Here is a 16,217-nt window from a genome sequence, read left to right as displayed (position 1 = left end):
AGTGACTGCATTGTGGAATGAGACATCGAAACGCAGGCCGCTCATCATCGCCCATCGCGCTGGCGCGGCTCTTGCTGCGGAGAATACTATCGGCGCCCTCAATGCGGCAGCGGCGGCCGGCGCCGATGCCATCGAGACCGATGTTCGCAGGGCAAGGGATGGAGCCCTTGTCTGCATGCACGACGCGGATCTTCGGCGACTATGCGGCGACACGCGTACGGTTGCAGAGTTTCATCTGGCGACACTGCGGAGCTTGTTGCCGGCGGTAATGACATTAAGAGACGCCCTTGCTGCTTCACATCCGCTGGGCATTCTGCTCGACGTCAAGCTCATGGAAGAACGGCATCTTCCTCAGATTATCGGCGAAATCGTGCTCATGGATGCGGCCGAGCGGACGCTGCTTGGTTTGCGTGACATCGGGCTCATCGGCGCCGCGCAAGATATCACGGCGGGTATCGCTGTTCTCGCTTTCCTGGAGGAGCCAGACTCTGCTCCAGAGGCGCGGCGAGCAGGAGCCAACTGGTTCAGGCTGTGGCAGGGTGATGCGACGTCTGAACGCGCTGCTGCCGTGCGTGACGCGGGCATGTGTCTCGCTGTGATGGTTGGTCAACCGCGGACGATCCCTCGTGCGGAGTACCCGCCGTTTCCTGTCGGTCAGGTCGATCGGGAAGGGCTTGATAGGCTGCGAACGATAGCGCCGGACGCAATTCTTCTCGATGATCCGCGTTTGGCTACGGCAGGCGTCTACAGATAGAGGGCTGACTACGACGCAACGCGGTGCTTTTGCGTCAATCAATGCCGGCGAAGCGCATCAGACGGCCGATGTCGGGGACAATGACGCGACGGCTGTTTTCGACACGGATTACGCCGTCCTTGCGCAGCTTGGTGACCTGGCGGCTCACGGTTTCGATGGTGAGGCCGAGATAGTCGGCGATGTCGGCGCGAGACAGCGGCAGGTCGAATTCTGTGGCGGTGCCGTGCTCCGGGTCGATGTGGGTGGCGATGAGGTAGAGGAAGCTCGCGACCTTTTCCTGGGCGGTCTTGCGGCCGAGCGTCAGCATCCAGTCGCGTGCCTCGTCAAGTTCTTTCAGAGCTTGTTCGTGCAGCCGGTGCTCAAGGCCAGGCGCTTCCGTGACAAGCCGCTCGACGACCGCACGCGGGAAAGCGCAGATGTCGATGCCGGTTGCGGCCTCGGCGCTCAGCGCGCTTTCGCGGGTAAAGGGTCGACCCATGAAGTCGGGCGCGAACTGCAGGCCGACGATCTGCTGGCGGCCGTCGGAGAGCATCTTGCTGAGCTTCACGACACCGCGAATGATGTTGGCGTAATTGCTGGTCGTTTCGCCCTGGCCGACCATCTCGCTGCCGGGATCGACCCGCCGGCGCGTCGAATGACGGCTGAGCTCAGTCAACTGGCTTGGCGTGAGGGTGCCGCAGACTCCGCCGTGGCGTGCCTCGCAGGCGAGGCAGACGACTGGAATGTCTGAATTATGGATGTCCTTGCGGCTTTGTTCGCTCACGATTTGCATCTTTCTGCCTCGCCGTTTGTCCAGACCAAAGAGGAACGTCGCTGCCAAATCAAGAGTTGGCCCGGGTAAATCCGCAAAGCGCGAAACAATGTCTCAGCCGGACTTAACGAATGTCAATTTAGCTCGCTCCGTAAGCGGGCATTTGATCAAGATCAAAAAAAGCTTGTCCGCGGCAATTTATTCTCGCGTCCACAATGGTCCCCGGCGCCGGCGCCATGGCGGGCCAAGAACCGTCGGCGATCGGCTCCGGCGATAGCAATAAACGACGTGTCAGAGTGGAGATTAGGATGGAAGATGCACTCGTCTTGAAGCATGCGGCGCCGGTGCCGCGCTACACCAGCTATCCGACCGCGCCGCATTTTTCGGACGCAATCGGCAACGCGGAATACGAGAGCTGGCTTGGCGCGATCGGCGACGGCGAGAGCCTGTCGCTTTACGCACATATTCCCTATTGCGATCGTCTTTGCTGGTTCTGCGCCTGCCATACGAAGCAGACGCTTCGCTATGATCCAGTGGCCGACTATTTGGCGGGCTTGCAGCGCGAGATCGAGGCGATCGGCAAACGGGTGAATGGCGGCGCGCGCGTCACTGCCTTGCACCTCGGCGGCGGCTCGCCGACTCTCGTCCGGCCCGACGATCTCGTCGCGCTCAAGAGCCAATTCTCGCGGCATTTCACCTTTGGCCAGGATTGCGAGATCAGCGTCGAGATGGATCCGAACGACCTCGACGAGGCGCGCCATGATGCGCTGGCGGCGATCGGCATGACCAGGGCGAGTTTCGGCATCCAGGATTTCGATCCGGTCGTGCAGCAAGCGATCAACCGTATCCAGACCTATGAGCAGACGCGCGACGCGATCGAGGCGTCGCGAGCGCGCGGCGTGCGTTCCGTCAATTGCGATGTGCTCTACGGACTGCCGCACCAAACGATGACGACACTTGAGCGGACCATCGATGCGGTACTGTCGCTTAGGCCCGATCGGGTCGCGCTGTTCGGCTACGCCCATGTGCCTTGGATGAAGAAGCATCAGCAGATGATCCCGGAGGAGAGCTTGCCAGACGTCCTCGCGCGCTACGCGCAGATGTCGCGGGCGGCGGAAATGCTCGTCGCCGCCGGTTACGAGGCGATTGGCATCGACCATTTCGCTCGGCCTGCGGACACGCTCGCCGTTGCCAGCCGGGAAGGGCGGTTGCGGCGGAATTTCCAGGGTTACACCGACGACACGGCCGAAACGCTGATTGGTCTCGGCGCGTCGTCGATCGGTCAGTTCCGCGAGGGCTATGTGCAGAACATGCCGGCGACCGGAGAGTATCTGCGCCGGGCGGAGCAGGGCGGTCTTGCCGCCGTTCGCGGTTATGCGCTCACCCCGGAGGACCGGCTGCGGGCACGGGTGATCTCGCTCGTCATGTGCGAGTTCGGCTTTTCCTTCGCGCGCATCGAAGCGGAGTTCCCGGCGCTCGCCGCATCGATCATCGAGGAGGCCCGGCTTTTCCGCGCGCGCGATGCCGACGGCCTTTCGACGATCGAGGCTGGCGTCTTCAAGCTGACGGCGCGCGGACGGCCCTTCGCCCGCTCGGTTGCAGCCGCATTCGACGCTCATCTTTCCGGCGGGCCCGGCCGCCATTCGGTCGCTGTTTAGCAACACCGCATTTTTAATCGCTAAAGCAATCGGCACGGCAAAAGCCAAGAGGCATTGGCTTTTGCCGTGCATTTTTCTATAGGGATCGCCAAGACTCGATTTTCATGAGGTATGCGCGTGACAGCAACATTCGACAAGGTCGCCGATATTATTGCGGAAACCAGCGAGATCGATCGCGAGACGATCAAGCCGGAAAGCCACACGATCGATGATCTCGGCATTGACAGCCTGGACTTCCTCGACATCGTTTTTGCGATCGACAAGGAATTCGGGATCAAGATCCCGCTCGAGCAGTGGACTCAGGAAGTCAACGAAGGCAAGGTGTCGACCGAGGAATACTTCGTGCTGAAGAATCTTTGTGCGAAGATCGACGAACTTCGGGCCGCTAAAGCCTGACCCTTCCGCTGACGCGGTTCGACCCGTTTCACGATGCCGCCTGTCGCGTACCGCGCTTGACAGGCGGCATGGGCGTTTTTACTTGAGCCCGAAACCAAACGGGGATCAGCCTTCATGCTCCTTGAATACTTCCAGATGATCGACCGCGTCGAAACGGTGGATCTTGCGGTGGGCCGCCTGACGGCGCGGTCCGTCGTTCCGGAAAAGAGCCCCGTCTTCGAGGGGCATTTTCCGGGTTATCCCTTGGTTCCGGGCGTACTCCTGATCGAGACCATGGCGCAGGCCTCGGGTTTCCTCGTGCTCGCCGCGACGAAATTTGCAACGATGCCCTTCCTGATGTCGGTCGACGGCGCCAAGATGCGCACCTTCGTGGAGCCTTCCACCGAGCTTGAGATCGAGGCGCTGCTGGAGCATGAAGGATCCGGCTTTGCCGTAACCAAGGCCAAGATCACCTCGGGCGGCAAGAAGATATGCGATGCCCAGCTGAAGCTGAGAACGATGCCGTTCGACCAGGTGCCGCTCGGCGATATAGTTCGCAAGCGCGCCGAGGAGCTCGGATTGATGGCCGCGACGGCCGGTTCGGAGAAGTGAATATGAGGAAATCCGCAAACGACGTGGTGATCACTGGCGTCGGCATCGTGACGAGCCAGGGCGTCGGCGTCGAGCCGCATGTGGCGTTGTTGAGCGCTGCTGAACCGCCGAAAGTGCGCATCGAAACCGAACGTTTCGCTCCCTATCCGGTCCATCCGCTGCCGGAAATCGACTGGTCCCACCAGATCGCCAAGCGTGGCGACCAGCGGCAGATGGAAAACTGGCAGCGCCTCGGCGTCTTTGCCGCCGGCTTGGCCCTGGATGACGCCGGGCTCAAGGACAATCTCGAAGCCTGCGGCAGCATGGACATGATTGTGGCCGCCGGCGGCGGCGAGCGTGACATCAACGTCGACTCGCTGATCGTGGACGAGGGTCTGAAGCGCAACGATCGCGAGCAACTCCTGAACGAGAAGCTGACCACGGAATTGCGCCCGACGCTCTTTCTTGCACAGCTCTCCAACCTGCTCGCCGGCAATATTTCCATCGTCCACAAGGTTACGGGCTCTTCGCGCACCTTCATGGGCGAGGAGGCCGCGGGCATTTCGGCCTTCGAAACCGCCTTCGCCCGCATCAAGGCCGGCCAGTCGACCCATACGCTAGTCGGCGGTGCGTTTTCGGCCGAGCGCATCGACATCATCCTGCTGATCGAAGCCATCCAGGGCTGCGCGGTTGGCGACTGGCATCCGATCTGGTCGCGTAAGCCGGAGGACGGCGGCGGTCTCATCCTCGGTTCGGTCGGCGCCTTCCTCGTGCTCGAATCGCGCCAATATGCCGAGGCGCGCGGCGCCCGCATCTATGCCTCGATCGAGGCGGTCGGCGGCGATCGCGGCAGCCGCCAGGATGGGCGGCTTGAGGCACGTCTTGCCGATCTCGCGGCACCGGCGGCCGCGTTCGAGCCGCAGTCGACCGTCGTCTTTTCGGGAACCACCGGCTTCCACGATCTCGCTCGCCGCGAGAAGGCTTTTCTTGAAACTGAACTCGCTGGTCGGCCTGTCCGCGCCTATGGCGGTCTCGTCGGGCATGGCATCGAGGCACAGTTTCCCGTGGGCCTGGCGCTCGCGGCACTTTCGCTCGGCCACGCCGCCAAGGTACCGCCCTTCGATGCCGATGCTGAAGCCGTGATGACGGCACCGGCCAAGACGGCGGTCGTCACGACGATCGGCCACGCCCGCGGCGAAGGTGTCGCCGTGCTTTCTGCGGAATAAGGGGGCTCGAACCATGAGCAAGGCATATACGGATCATCTCGGCCGCCCGATCGTCGCCGTTACCGGCATGGGCGTCATCACCTCGCTCGGCCAGGGTCTCGAAGACAACTGGGCGGCGCTTTCCGGCGGCGTCTCCGGTATTCACAAGATCACCCGCTTTCCGACCGAGGGGCTTTCGACCCGCATCAGCGGCACGGTCGATTTCATCGAACTGCCGGCCGAAAACGCGGTCGAGCGCTCCTACGCGATGGCGCGCGAAACGACGCTGGAAGCCTTGGCGCAGGCCGGCCTTTCCGGGGATTTCAATGGTCCGCTGTTTCTCGCTGCCCCGCCGATAGAGCCGGAATGGAGCGCACGCTTCGAGCTTGCCGACCGTTCGCCGCCGTCCGAGCGGCCGGGTGACGCCTATAACCGTTTCCTTGCCGCCATGCGGCAGAAGCCGGATCCGGTATTCCACGAGGCCGTGCTCTTCGGCTCGATCTCGGAGCGGCTTGCCGATCGTTTCGGCACGCGCGGCCTGCCGGTGACGCTTTCGACGGCTTGCGCTTCCGGTGCGACCGCGATCCAGCTCGGTGTCGAGGCGATCCGCCAGGGACGCACCGATCGCGCCTTGACGGTCGCAACCGACGGCTCGGTCAGCGCCGAGGCATTGATCCGCTTCTCGCTGCTTTCCGCGCTCTCGACCCAGAACGATCCGCCGGAGAAGGCATCGAAGCCCTTCACCAAGGACCGCGACGGTTTCGTCATTGCGGAAGGTGCCGCGACGCTGGTGCTTGAGTCGCTGGAAGCGGCGATTGCCCGCGGCGCTCGCATCTACGGCATCCTCAAGGGGTGTGGCGAGAAGGCTGACCTCTTCCATCGCACGCGTTCGTCTCCGGATGGCGGCCCGGCGATCGCGACGATCCGCGCCGCACTCGAGGACGCCGGCATCGACGAGAGCGGCATCGGCTATATCAATGCCCACGGCACTTCGACGCCGGAAAACGACAAGATGGAGTATCTGTCGATGTCGTCCGTCTTCGGCGAGCGCCTGCCGACGATCCCGGTTTCGTCGAACAAGTCGATGATCGGCCATACGCTGACGGCCGCCGGCGCGGTCGAGGCGGTTTTCTCGCTCCAGACGATGCTGACCGGCACACTGCCGCCGACCATCAACTACCAGAATCCCGACCCGGCGATCGTTCTCGATGTCGTGCCGAACGTGAAACGCAGCCAGCAGGTCACTGCCGTGCTGTCGAACTCCTTTGGCTTCGGCGGCCAGAACGCCAGTTTGGTCATGACCGCCGAGCCGGCTTGAGGATGGTGCAAGCGGTACAGCGCCGCTTTCCGCAGCATAGCGACACGTTCACGACACGTGTATATGCCGTGGGAGTCGGCACGACCGGCCCTTCGACGACGTAATACTCAAAGGAAACACCATGCGCGCCCTGCAACTGCTCGATGACCGCAAGCTTGAAATCACCGACCTTCCGGAACCGGAAACGCCGGGTCCCGGTGAAGTCACCCTGCGCGTCAAGGCGGTCGCGCTCAACCATATCGACGTCTGGGGCTGGCGCGGCATGGCCTTCGCCAAGCGCAAGATGCCGTTGGTGATCGGCGCGGAAGCGTCCGGCGTGGTCGAGAGCATCGGTCCGGGCGTCGCCAATGTGCTGCCCGGCCAGCTCGTCTCGATCTACGGCGCGCGCACCTGCGGCCTCTGCCGCCCCTGCCGCGAGGGTCGCGACAATCTCTGCGAACATGTAGGCGGCGTGCACGGCTTCCACCTCGACGGTTTCGCGCAGGAACTGGTAAACCTCCCGGCGCGCCTGCTCGTTCCGGCGCCTCCGGGCGTCGATGCCGTCGGTGCTGCGCTGGCGCCCGTCACCTTCGGCACGGTCGAGCACATGCTCTTCGACAACGCCAAACTCGAACCCGGCGAAACGATCCTCGTCCATGCAGGCGGTTCCGGCATCGGCACGGCGGCGATCCAGCTTGCCAAGAAGATCGGCTGCACCGTGATCACGACGGTCGGTTCGGACGACAAGATCGAGAGGGCAAAGGCGCTCGGCGCGGATCATGTCATCAACTACCGCACCGACCGCTTCGAGGGCGTGGTGCGTAAGCTTACCAAAAAGAAGGGCGTGGACGTCGTCTTCGAACATGTCGGCAAGGACACCTGGGCGGGCTCCATGTTGTCGATGAAGCGGGGCGGGCGTCTCGTCACCTGCGGCTCTACCTCCGGCGTTTCGACCGATATGAACCTGATGATGCTCTTTCAGCAGCAGTTGAAGCTGCTCGGCTCCTTCGGCTGCCGAAAGGAAAATATGGCGAACGCCATGCAGAAGATGGGCCGCGGCCTTGTGCACCCGGTGATCGATACGGAAGTTGGCTTCAACGATATCGATCGCGCGCTTGAGCGCATGGAATCGCGTCAGGTCTTCGGCAAGATCATCCTTCGGATGGACTGAACATCGTGCGCATGCTGATCACGCGGCTGGTGCTGGCCGCCAACCATTTTCGGCAATGGCTGATTGCGCAATTCGTGTTCCTGCTGCTGACCGTTCTGAAGCTCTTCCCGGCTGACACGGCGATTAACTTCATGGACCGCGTCGCCCGCTGGATCGGCCCGAAGACCGGGCGTTACAAGCTGACGCTCACCAATCTGCGCAACGCCTTTCCGGAAAAGAGCGAGGCGGAGCTTCAGGAGATTGCGCTCGAAAGTTGGGGCAACATGGGGCGAATGGCGGCGGAATACGTCTTCCTCGACCAGCTTTTCGATTTCGATCCATACAAGTCGGAGCCGGGCAGGGTGGAGGTCTCCGGCATCCCGCTGTTCCTTGACCTGCGCGACAATCCGCGGCCGTTCATTGTCTTTACCGCCCATAGCGGCAATTTCGAGATGCTGCCCGTTGCGGGCTCGGCCTTCGGACTGGAGGTTACCGTCCTCTTCCGCCCGCCGAACAACCCGTACATGGCCGACAAGGTCTTCGAGTTCCGCAAGGCGCGGATGGGCAATCTTGTGCCCTCGCATGCCGGTTCCTCCTTCGCGCTCGCCCGTCAGCTCGAGCGCGGTGGTGGTGTCGGCGTTCTGGTCGACCAGAAATTCCGCAAGGGGTTGAAGACGAAGTTCTTCGGCCGGGACGTGCAGACCAATCCGCTGCTTGCCAAGCTCGTGCGTCAGTTCAATTGCGAGGTCTATCCCGCCCGTTGCATCCGTCTGCCCGGTGGGCGGTTCCGGCTGGAGCTCGAACCGGCGATTGCGATCCCGCGCCGGGCGGATGGCAGCGTCGACGTCAATGCGACCGCGCAGATGCTGAACGACAAGGTCGAGAGCTGGGTTCGTGAATATCCGGGTCAATGGCTCTGGTATCACGACCGCTGGAACATCAAGCGCAGTCTGTAAAGGCGTTCCGCTGTCTATCCAAAGCGTCGCCTTGCTTCGCACCCCGGCGGCATTGCTCACGACTGTGTGCGTCAGGCCGAAGAGGCCGCATTTCTTGATGAGGCGCATATAGGTGTCGCGGGGGGCGCGGGCTTAGGCTTCGACTTTCTCCTGTTGAACGATGCCGCAATGGGTGTAAACTCATCGTTGTGGTTTGGGGCAACTGCAAGCGCTTTGGATGACAAGCGCAAACGCAGTTATGCGTGGCATTGAGGGGCAATCATCAAAATCCGAATTTGTCTGCAACACCGTCTGTCTTGAAGTGCATCGACACGGCTTTGCCGTGGGGGAATGGGGATTCGAATTGAAGGCGCTGATTGAGCTGTTCTGGTTCAAGTATTCGCAGTTGCAGCATGCCGTGAAAATGGCGGACGAACATTTGATTGGGATTCTGGATCGTGAGCTCGATCCTATTCTGAAGGCAGTTTACGACCAGAAGGCCGTGAGCGTCGAGGACGCGCGTCTGCAGTTCCACTTCCTGATCGATATACTGCGTGCCGAGGCGGCAGACATGGCCTGCGTGCTGCGCCATTCGAAGTTGCTTCAATCGCTGATCGATCGTTATTTCGCGGCGACCGGATTGGCGGATCTCACCGGTCTCGACCTCGAGCGCCCGGCGAGATTGCCCAGCAAGGGGCTTGCCGACGAAGGGCTGCTCAACGAGGCGATTCTCGACTGTCTTACCGACCGGATCGCCGTGATCACTCCGGATTACCGCTACCTCTACACCAACCCGGCGAATGCGAGTCATCTGGAAAGCAGGCCGATGGATCTCATCGGCCGGCACATCGTGGAGTTCATCGGCCTCCAACGCTTCGAGCAGCGTGTGAAGGCCTATCTCGACCGTTGCTTCGGCGGCGAAGTCGTCGAGTACACTTTTGCCAAGACCGTCGATGCACGCACGGTGGTCGTTCGCTGCCGCATGACGCCGTGCCTCTCGTGCAACGGCAAGCTGATCGGCGCGATCCTGGTCATTCAGGAACATGCGGATCGGCGCAGGGCGATTGCGGCCTGACGGCTGGAGTAGGTGAGGCGCACTCGTTGCCTCCGCGTTTCCCGCTTTACTGCACGACGCGCAAAGGACGCTGTAGCACTCTGAAGTGCTGCATGTTTTATCCTTGAATCGGATAGGATTTAAGGAGACATGCAGTAGCGTCTCTTCAGTGGGATTAGGCCGGCTTGCCACCGAGGTGTTGGACGAGGATCCCCCGCAAGCACTCCTTCTCGAAGCTGATGTGCCGTCGCACGCTGGTGAAGAAGCCGCGCAACATGTAGCCGGCGGTCTCGGCATTGACGGTCCTGTCGGCTGCGCCCAGGCGATCGAGCATTTCGGTCAGTTCCTCGGCGAAACACTCGTCTTCGCAGTGCTCGTATTTCAGGCGCTCCAGCAGGGCATGCACGGAAGCGTCGTCTGCAAAGCGGTGCTCGATCCAGGCAAAAACCCGCTGTTCCTCGCCGGCATGGAGATCGCGCATCATCGGTCCGATCACCTTTGCCGCGTAGGCACAGGTCTCGCGGTTGATCTCTCCCGGGAGGCTGTCTGCAATCGCTTCCAGACTGTCGCAGAGCGCCAACTGGTCATGATGAGCGCCGGCCAGCCAGGCCAGCGGTTCGACCGGCGGCTCACGTGATGCAGTAGGCCGCGCTCCGTTCGATAGCGTTCGGCCGTTGATCTTTACTCTCATGCGCTCCGACCCTTCCCACCATCGCCTCACGTGCAGCCCTCCATGGCTACAGAATGCGTCAGAGCGCCAGGGCCAGCCTTGATCTGGATCAAGGTTGACGATGAGCGATTCTGACAGATCAGGGCAGGTTGCGGCGGCATGCGTCGTTCAGTGCGCCGTCGTCAACGAGTTGAGAAAGTTGGGGACCCAACCATGAAATATACATTCGAGATGATCGTGCTCGGGGTCGGCGCCTTCCTGGCGCTGGTTGGGGCCGGCTTCGCTCAGGACCGCCTGTTTGGCGCACATATGTGGGTGCTGTTCTTCGCGTTGCTCGGCGGCACGATCGTGCTCCTACGGCGGATCGACTTCCGCCCGGCTATCGCAGGAGCGGCGCCCCCGCAGTCGGAATATTTCGACGAGGTCGTGAAATACGGTGTTGTCGCCACGGTTTTCTGGGGCGTCGTCGGCTTCCTGGTCGGCGTCATCGTGGCGCTGCAGCTCGCCTTCCCGGACCTCAATATCGAGCCGTGGTTCAATTTCGGACGCATGCGGCCGCTCCACACCTCGGCCGTCATCTTCGCCTTCGGCGGCAACGCGTTGATCGCGACGTCCTTCTATGTCGTCCAGCGCACCAGCCGTGCGCGCCTCTTCGGCGGCAATCTCGGCTGGTTCGTATTCTGGGGCTATCAGCTTTTCATCGTGATGGCGGCGACCGGCTACCTGCTCGGCATCACCCAGAGCCGCGAATACGCCGAGCCTGAATGGTATGTCGATCTCTTGCTCACGATCGTCTGGGTTGCCTATCTCATCGCCTTCCTCGGCACGATCCTCGTGCGCAAGGAGCCGCATATCTATGTGGCAAACTGGTTCTATCTCGCCTTCATCGTCACCATCGCCATGCTGCACATCGTCAACAATCTGGCGGTGCCGGTTTCCTTCCTCGGTTCGAAGAGCTATTCGGCCTTCTCAGGCGTTCAGGATGCGCTGACGCAATGGTGGTACGGGCACAACGCCGTCGGCTTCTTCCTGACGGCCGGCTTCCTGGCGATGATGTACTACTTCATCCCCAAGCAGGTGAACCGGCCCATCTATTCCTACCGGCTGTCGATCATCCACTTCTGGGCGCTGATCTTCATGTACATCTGGGCGGGGCCGCACCACCTCCACTATACCGCGCTGCCCGACTGGGCGCAGACGCTCGGCATGGTCTTCTCAGTTATGCTCTGGATGCCCTCCTGGGGCGGCATGATCAACGGCCTGATGACGCTTTCCGGCGCATGGGACAAGGTCCGCACCGACCCCATCGTGCGCATGCTGATCATGGCCGTCGCTTTCTACGGCATGGCGACCTTCGAGGGGCCGATGATGTCGATCAAGACGGTCAACTCGCTCAGCCACTACACCGACTGGACCATCGGCCACGTCCATTCCGGCGCGCTCGGCTGGAACGGGCTCATCACCTTCGGCGCGATCTATTATCTCGTTCCGAAGCTCTGGAACCGCGAGCGGCTCTATAGCGTGCGCATGGTCAACTGGCACTTCTGGCTCGCCACCCTCGGCATCGTCGTCTACGCCGCCGTCATGTGGGTCGCCGGCATCCAGCAGGGCTTGATGTGGCGCGAATACGACGACCAGGGCTTCCTCGTCTATTCCTTCGCGGAATCGGTCGCGGCCATGTTCCCGTACTACGTGCTGCGTGCCGTCGGCGGCGGCCTGTTCCTCACGGGAGCGCTGCTCATGGCCTTCAACGTAACAATGACGATCCTCGGACGCGTGCGGGACGAAGCCCCGATCCTCGGTGCGACGCCGGTACCGCAGCCTGCGGAATAGGAGGACAGATCCATGTCCATTCTCGACAAACACACCATACTCGAACGCAACGCCACACTCCTCCTGGTCAGTTCGCTGCTCGTCGTCTCGATCGGCGGAATCGTGGAAATCGCGCCGCTCTTCTATCTCGAGAACACCATCGAGAAGGTCGAAGGCATGCGGCCCTATTCGCCGCTGGAGCTTGCCGGACGCGACATCTATGTGCGCGAAGGCTGCTATGTCTGCCACAGCCAGATGATCCGGCCGTTCCGCGACGAGGTCGAACGCTACGGGCATTACTCGCTCGCCGCGGAGTCGATGTACGACCACCCGTTCCAGTGGGGTTCGAAGCGCACCGGGCCGGACCTCGCCCGCGTCGGCGACCGCTACTCCAACGAATGGCACGTCCAGCACATGACCGAGCCGCGCTCGGTGGTGCCGGAATCGGTCATGCCGAGCTACGCCTTCCTGAAGGAAACGCCGCTCGAGGTGACGAACGTCGCCATGAACCTCAAGGCCAACAGGGCGGTCGGCGTCCCCTACACGGACGAGATGATCGACAACGCGGCCGCAGACCTCAAGGCGCAGGCCGATCCCAATGCCGACACGTCCGGCATCGAGGCGCGCTACCCGAAGGCCAAGCTCGGCGATTTCGACGGTGACGCGCAGAGGCTGACGGAGATGGATGCGCTCATCGCCTATCTCCAGATGCTCGGCACGCTCGTCGACTTCTCCACCTACGACGACACCACTGGCTATCGTTGAGGAGGGAACCGACATGGAAACCTACACGCTCATGCGTCACTTCGCCGACAGCTGGGGCCTCCTTGCCATGATGCTCTTCTTCCTCGGCGTCGTCGCTTTTATCTTCCTGCCCGGCGCCAAGAAGGCCGCCGAGCGGGCCGCTTCCATCCCCTTCGATCACGATGTGATCGGCTCTGAGAAGTCAGAGCGGCACCCGGGCGGAAAACCGCTGCACACTTTTCCTCATGCCGCTCGAAAGGAGGATTGATCCATGGCGGACAAGCACATTGACGAGATCAGCGGCGTCGAAACCACCGGTCACGAGTGGGACGGCATTCGCGAGCTCAACAACCCAATGCCGCGCTGGTGGGTCTATAGCTTCTATGCGACGATCATCTGGGCAATCGGCTACGCAATCGCGTACCCTTCATGGCCGATGCTGACCGAAGCCACGCGGGGCGTGCTCGGCTATTCGAGCCGCTCCGAGTTCAGCGTCGAGCTCGCCAATGCCAAGGCGGCACAGGCCGGCAACCTGGAGCGGATCGCGTCGAGGTCGCTCGACGAAATCATTGCCGATCCGCAATTGCAGCAGTTCGCCGTTTCGGCCGGCGCTTCCGCCTTCAAGGTGAACTGTGCGCAGTGCCATGGCTCGGGTGCCGCCGGTGGGCAGGGCTTCCCCAACCTCAACGACGACGACTGGCTTTGGGGCGGAAAGCCGGCTGAGATCTACCAGACGATCGCGCACGGTATTCGTCATTCCGCCGACGGCGAGACGCGGGTCTCGGAGATGCCGTCCTTTGCGGAAATGCTCGACCCCGAGCAGATGAAGCAGACGGCGGCCTATGTCGCGAGCCTCACCGGCACGCCGTCGAACCGGGAACTGGTCGAGCCGGGCAAGCAGCTCTTCGCCGATAATTGCGCTTCGTGCCACGGCGCCGACGCGAAAGGCAGCCGCGAGATGGGCGCACCCAATCTTGCCGACGCCATCTGGCTGAAAGGCGAGGGCGAGCAGGCGATCATCAATCAGATGAAGGCACCGAAGCACGGTGTCATGCCCGCCTGGCTGCCTCGCATCGGCGATACGACAGTCAAGCAACTCGCGGTCTTTGTTCACTCGCTTGGCGGCGGGGAATAGCGGGGGGCCCTCTTTTGGGAGAAGAGGGGCAAGAGGCCTCGCGTCTTAAACGGGCGCGGGGCCGCTTGCCGTCAAGGTCACCCGGAGGTTGGACTCGCTATTGTTGCGGCTTCGGTTCATCATCATTGGGAACCTCGCTGGGGCTGGGCGTTCTGACCATGCGCCGGAAGGCGGTACCTTAGTGATGCTCGAGAGGAGAAATCGAGATGTCACCGGAGTGGCCAATGTTCATTCTACAGTGCATCGTCGTCTTCGGCCTCGTCGGCGCGCTGTTCATCCGGTTCGGCGAGTAGCCGCCACTCTTACTGGGCCGACCAGACCGCGAGCTCGTATCCGTCCGGGTCGGCGAAATGGAAGCGGCGGCCGCCGGGGAAGGAGTAGATCGGCTTGACGATCTTGCCGCCGGCCGCCTCGACCCTTCGCACCGTGTCCTCAAGATCGTTGGCGTAGAGGATGACGAGCGGCCCGCCGCTTCGGACGGGACCAAGTATCGTGAACCCGCCCGTCAGGCGACCGTCGGCGAATTCGCAATATTCCGGGCCGAAGTCTGTGAAGGTCCAGCCGAAGGCGCCGCCGTAAAAGGCCTTGCTCGCTTCGATGCTTGCCACGTTGAACTCGATATAGTCGATACGGCGATCGTTGTCCTTGTTGCTCATTTGTGTGCCGTTCTTTCTGTGGGTTGCCTGGGTTCCTGGTGGGATTCCATGATGGACTTGAGCGCTGCGAGGTCCTTTTCGACCCATGCCGCATCGTCGGCGAATTGCTCGTCGCTCATGCCCGGCTGCCGGAGCAGGGTGAACATGACCTCCGCGCCGTCGCCGTTCGGCACGACGCGTAGAGCGTTGTGCACCGTGAGCCCGCTTTCGAGCGTCACCAGATGATCGACGACGCCGAAATCATTGTCCGGCGCAAAGCGCACGCGTGCGTTGCCAAGCGGACCGGGCGCGATCCAGTCGTCGCCGTCGCGGGAGAGCCCGGATGAAAGCCCTGAGGCCCAAAGCGGCATCTTCTCGTGATCGGCCATGAAGGCATAGACCTCGCGCCAGTCGCGCGCGATCGACGTGTGTATGATCCTGGTGGCCATGGTTGCCATGCGTTGCTCCCTTTGACGCTATCGCTACCACGCCCCGGCGCTGCCGTCTTGAACGAAACGGCCAACGCCGGTCGGATGCGCGGCTGCTCTGAGCGCGGCTAGAGGATCTACCATTCCTGATAAATGGGTTGCGTGCTCTTTCTAAAGTCCTGCATCACGTCCGCGAGCTGCTGCTGGATATCGCCGGGGGTCAACGACGTCAGTTGCTTCGCCTCACGGTTGAGGTGCGCCTGATCGGCATAACCTGCATCGAGTGCGAGCGTCGCCAATGTGGATTGCGGCGAGGCGCGACAGGCGACGAGAAAGCGCTGCAGCCGGAGGATGCGGTCAAGCGTCTTGGCGCCGTAGCCGAAATGCTCGCGGCAGCGACGACGCAGCGTCCGCTCGCTGGTTCCGGTTTCTTCCACGAGCGCGCGGATCGGCTCGACTGAGTTCATCCTTTCGTTTTCGAGAAGCGAGACACAGGCGGCGATCTCGGGCGATGGCGGTTTCACCGTAGGGAGCCGATTTTGCAGGGCCGCCCGGAGAACGGCAATCCGGGTCTCGGCATCTGCCGCTTCTGCAATCTGCGCCTCCAGCACGCGCGCCACGCGCCCCCAGAAAGCATCGAGCGCAACGGTCTTCCCGGTGATCGCGTCGAGCGGCGTGCGCAGCCAGGAGGCGGCCGCACCGATGCGGAAGCGAGCGCCGACGACGGTTTCACCGGCGACGAGTTGGGGAAAGGCCGCCACCTTGTCCGGCCCGACAACCGCAAGACCGCCGGAAATCCAGATTATGTCGACGCAGCCATCCGGCACCACCGCGACGCGCGCTGGCTCGGGCAGGTGGTGCGTCCAGAAGCACTTGACGTCGCCCGCCAGCGCGCCGGATGACGCTTGCTCGCGATAGATGCCCCGGCTTTGGGCAAGGCTGGGACAGTCGGACTGGTCTTGCGTGATTCCCTTCATGCGAAGCGATCCGTCGTGCAAGGCTCCTCCAATCTTACACCGGAAA

17 protein-coding genes and 1 pseudogene are annotated in these 16,217 nt (G+C 62.2%); 13 read left to right on the top strand and 5 right to left on the bottom strand.

Annotated features, from left to right (window positions below):
* The first annotated feature begins 1 nt into the window (after position 1).
* Complete coding sequence (locus QA637_RS08350) at positions 2-754, top strand: glycerophosphodiester phosphodiesterase (RefSeq protein WP_184108843.1); 753 nt, start codon at positions 2-4, stop codon at positions 752-754.
* A 34-nt stretch (positions 755-788) separates the two neighbouring features.
* On the opposite strand, the gene QA637_RS08345 is transcribed toward QA637_RS08350, so the two are convergent.
* Entirely contained in the window at positions 789-1,526 is a 738-nt protein-coding gene (locus QA637_RS08345; RefSeq protein ID WP_153440154.1) for a Crp/Fnr family transcriptional regulator, read from the bottom strand.
* A 287-nt stretch (positions 1,527-1,813) separates the two neighbouring features.
* Here QA637_RS08345 and hemN point away from each other — a divergent pair, with 287 nt between their 5' ends.
* From hemN to QA637_RS08305, 8 genes are all read left to right on the top strand, one after another.
* Positions 1,814-3,163 (top strand): oxygen-independent coproporphyrinogen III oxidase, encoded by a 1,350-nt coding sequence (gene hemN / locus QA637_RS08340; RefSeq protein WP_153440155.1) that lies wholly within the window; start codon positions 1,814-1,816, stop codon positions 3,161-3,163.
* A 111-nt stretch (positions 3,164-3,274) separates the two neighbouring features.
* Entirely contained in the window at positions 3,275-3,559 is a 285-nt protein-coding gene (locus QA637_RS08335; RefSeq protein ID WP_085938953.1) for an acyl carrier protein, read from the top strand.
* A gap of 114 nt (positions 3,560-3,673) precedes the next feature.
* Positions 3,674-4,150: a 3-hydroxyacyl-ACP dehydratase FabZ family protein gene (locus QA637_RS08330; RefSeq protein ID WP_153440156.1), complete on the top strand. Its 477-nt coding sequence runs from the start codon at positions 3,674-3,676 to the stop codon at positions 4,148-4,150.
* A 2-nt stretch (positions 4,151-4,152) separates the two neighbouring features.
* The gene (locus QA637_RS08325; RefSeq protein ID WP_153440157.1) at positions 4,153-5,355 is read left to right on the top strand and encodes a beta-ketoacyl-ACP synthase; all 1,203 of its coding nucleotides are present in this window, start codon (positions 4,153-4,155) and stop codon (positions 5,353-5,355) included.
* A 13-nt stretch (positions 5,356-5,368) separates the two neighbouring features.
* On the top strand, positions 5,369-6,652 hold the full coding sequence (locus QA637_RS08320) for a beta-ketoacyl-ACP synthase (protein WP_153440158.1): 1,284 nt from the start codon (positions 5,369-5,371) through the stop codon (positions 6,650-6,652).
* A 121-nt stretch (positions 6,653-6,773) separates the two neighbouring features.
* Positions 6,774-7,802 (top strand): zinc-binding dehydrogenase, encoded by a 1,029-nt coding sequence (locus tag QA637_RS08315; protein WP_153440159.1) that lies wholly within the window; start codon positions 6,774-6,776, stop codon positions 7,800-7,802.
* A gap of 11 nt (positions 7,803-7,813) precedes the next feature.
* The gene (locus QA637_RS08310) at positions 7,814-8,737 is read left to right on the top strand and encodes a lipid A biosynthesis lauroyl acyltransferase (protein ID WP_153440199.1); all 924 of its coding nucleotides are present in this window, start codon (positions 7,814-7,816) and stop codon (positions 8,735-8,737) included.
* Positions 8,738-9,080: 343 nt separating this feature from the next.
* Entirely contained in the window at positions 9,081-9,791 is a 711-nt protein-coding gene (locus QA637_RS08305; RefSeq protein WP_153440160.1) for a PAS domain-containing protein, read from the top strand.
* Positions 9,792-9,945: 154 nt separating this feature from the next.
* Here the strand turns inward: QA637_RS08305 and QA637_RS08300 are convergent, their stop codons facing one another.
* A complete protein-coding gene (locus tag QA637_RS08300) occupies positions 9,946-10,461 on the bottom strand; it encodes a hemerythrin domain-containing protein (RefSeq protein WP_153440161.1) in 516 nt (171 codons plus the stop codon).
* A gap of 192 nt (positions 10,462-10,653) precedes the next feature.
* On the opposite strand from QA637_RS08300, the gene ccoN reads away from it, so the two are divergent.
* The 4 genes and pseudogenes from ccoN (at position 10,654) to ccoP (ending at position 14,131) form a co-directional block, all read left to right on the top strand.
* Positions 10,654-12,273 carry a cytochrome-c oxidase, cbb3-type subunit I gene (gene ccoN / locus QA637_RS08295; protein ID WP_153440162.1) on the top strand — a complete coding sequence of 540 codons (1,620 nt, stop codon included), beginning with the start codon at positions 10,654-10,656 and terminating at the stop codon, positions 12,271-12,273.
* A 12-nt stretch (positions 12,274-12,285) separates the two neighbouring features.
* Positions 12,286-13,017 (top strand): cytochrome-c oxidase, cbb3-type subunit II, encoded by a 732-nt coding sequence (ccoO, locus tag QA637_RS08290; protein ID WP_153440163.1) that lies wholly within the window; start codon positions 12,286-12,288, stop codon positions 13,015-13,017.
* Positions 13,018-13,030: 13 nt separating this feature from the next.
* Positions 13,031-13,180: pseudogene (locus QA637_RS08285) on the top strand (cbb3-type cytochrome c oxidase subunit 3); the annotation flags it as partial.
* Between the two features lie 87 nt (positions 13,181-13,267).
* Positions 13,268-14,131 (top strand): cytochrome-c oxidase, cbb3-type subunit III, encoded by an 864-nt coding sequence (gene ccoP, locus QA637_RS08280; RefSeq protein WP_153440165.1) that lies wholly within the window; start codon positions 13,268-13,270, stop codon positions 14,129-14,131.
* A 302-nt stretch (positions 14,132-14,433) separates the two neighbouring features.
* Here ccoP and QA637_RS08275 read toward each other — a convergent pair whose 3' ends face one another.
* The 3 genes from QA637_RS08275 to QA637_RS08265 all read right to left on the bottom strand — a co-directional run bounded on the left by QA637_RS08275 (position 14,434) and on the right by QA637_RS08265 (position 16,171).
* Positions 14,434-14,787, bottom strand: a complete 354-nt coding sequence (locus QA637_RS08275; protein WP_153440166.1) for a VOC family protein — start codon at positions 14,785-14,787, stop codon at positions 14,434-14,436.
* Positions 14,784-15,224, bottom strand: a complete 441-nt coding sequence (locus QA637_RS08270; protein WP_153440167.1) for an SRPBCC family protein — start codon at positions 15,222-15,224, stop codon at positions 14,784-14,786. The genes QA637_RS08275 and QA637_RS08270 overlap by 4 nt, the downstream gene beginning before the upstream one ends.
* 107 nt (positions 15,225-15,331) lie before the next feature.
* The gene (locus tag QA637_RS08265; RefSeq protein ID WP_153440168.1) at positions 15,332-16,171 is read right to left on the bottom strand and encodes a helix-turn-helix domain-containing protein; all 840 of its coding nucleotides are present in this window, start codon (positions 16,169-16,171) and stop codon (positions 15,332-15,334) included.
* Positions 16,172-16,217 lie beyond the last annotated feature (46 nt).

It is taken from the genome of Sinorhizobium terangae (assembly GCF_029714365.1).
GTDB classification, from domain to species: domain Bacteria; phylum Pseudomonadota; class Alphaproteobacteria; order Rhizobiales; family Rhizobiaceae; genus Sinorhizobium; species Sinorhizobium terangae.
Note: the sequence above shows the minus strand (reverse complement) of the source record. Positions and strands in the feature narration are given on the sequence as shown.

What these genes read in the sequence shown, in the direction of transcription:
- QA637_RS08315 (WP_153440159.1), top strand. Translation starts at nt 6,774, where the DNA reads ATGCGCGCCCTGCAACTGCTCGATGACCGCAAGCTTGAAATCACCGAC.
- QA637_RS08310 (WP_153440199.1), top strand. Translation starts at nt 7,814, where the DNA reads ATGCTGATCACGCGGCTGGTGCTGGCCGCCAACCATTTTCGGCAATGG.
- QA637_RS08325 (WP_153440157.1), top strand. Translation starts at nt 4,153, where the DNA reads ATGAGGAAATCCGCAAACGACGTGGTGATCACTGGCGTCGGCATCGTG.
- QA637_RS08320 (WP_153440158.1), top strand. Translation starts at nt 5,369, where the DNA reads ATGAGCAAGGCATATACGGATCATCTCGGCCGCCCGATCGTCGCCGTT.
- ccoP (WP_153440165.1), top strand. Translation starts at nt 13,268, where the DNA reads ATGGCGGACAAGCACATTGACGAGATCAGCGGCGTCGAAACCACCGGT.
- QA637_RS08275 (WP_153440166.1), bottom strand. Translation starts at nt 14,787, where the DNA reads ATGAGCAACAAGGACAACGATCGCCGTATCGACTATATCGAGTTCAAC.
- ccoN (WP_153440162.1), top strand. Translation starts at nt 10,654, where the DNA reads ATGAAATATACATTCGAGATGATCGTGCTCGGGGTCGGCGCCTTCCTG.
- QA637_RS08270 (WP_153440167.1), bottom strand. Translation starts at nt 15,224, where the DNA reads ATGGCAACCATGGCCACCAGGATCATACACACGTCGATCGCGCGCGAC.
- QA637_RS08265 (WP_153440168.1), bottom strand. Translation starts at nt 16,171, where the DNA reads ATGAAGGGAATCACGCAAGACCAGTCCGACTGTCCCAGCCTTGCCCAA.
- QA637_RS08300 (WP_153440161.1), bottom strand. Translation starts at nt 10,461, where the DNA reads ATGAGAGTAAAGATCAACGGCCGAACGCTATCGAACGGAGCGCGGCCT.
- QA637_RS08335 (WP_085938953.1), top strand. Translation starts at nt 3,275, where the DNA reads ATGCGCGTGACAGCAACATTCGACAAGGTCGCCGATATTATTGCGGAA.
- ccoO (WP_153440163.1), top strand. Translation starts at nt 12,286, where the DNA reads ATGTCCATTCTCGACAAACACACCATACTCGAACGCAACGCCACACTC.
- QA637_RS08330 (WP_153440156.1), top strand. Translation starts at nt 3,674, where the DNA reads ATGCTCCTTGAATACTTCCAGATGATCGACCGCGTCGAAACGGTGGAT.
- QA637_RS08345 (WP_153440154.1), bottom strand. Translation starts at nt 1,526, where the DNA reads ATGCAAATCGTGAGCGAACAAAGCCGCAAGGACATCCATAATTCAGAC.
- hemN (WP_153440155.1), top strand. Translation starts at nt 1,814, where the DNA reads ATGGAAGATGCACTCGTCTTGAAGCATGCGGCGCCGGTGCCGCGCTAC.